Raw genomic sequence first — 346 nt, 5'->3', positions numbered from 1 at the left:
GGTTTTAATAAGCACGTTCGTTTGCTCAAACCTATGGGTTTTAAGGACTACAACAAACTACAGAAGACTGCCCGTGCAACGCTTTCAGATAGTGGTACGATCAATGAAGAATCTTCTATTTTAAATTTCCCAGCATTGAATCTGCGCGAAGCGCATGAGCGTCCTGAAGGGATGGAAGAGGCATCTGTAATGATGGTTGGTCTTGAGCTTGAGCGCGTTATGCAAGCTTTAGCAATATTGGAGTCGCAACCTGCAGGCGCAAATCGTTTGTTACGGCAAGTCTCAGATTACAGTATGCCAAACGTTTCTGAAAAAATAGTCAGAATTATTCACAGTTATACTGATT

At 42.2% G+C, this 346-nt stretch carries 1 protein-coding gene; it reads left to right on the top strand.

What is annotated here, in order from left to right:
* On the top strand, positions 1-346 hold a 346-nt coding region (locus KDM89_RS20760; RefSeq protein WP_212689732.1), incomplete at both ends, for a UDP-N-acetylglucosamine 2-epimerase.

The sequence above is a fragment of the Cognatundibacterium luofuense genome, from assembly GCF_018139685.1.
Taxonomy (GTDB): domain Bacteria; phylum Pseudomonadota; class Gammaproteobacteria; order Burkholderiales; family Burkholderiaceae_D; genus Undibacterium; species Undibacterium luofuense.
The sequence above is the reverse complement of the archived record's forward strand: the minus strand, read 5'-3'. Positions and strand labels throughout refer to the sequence as shown.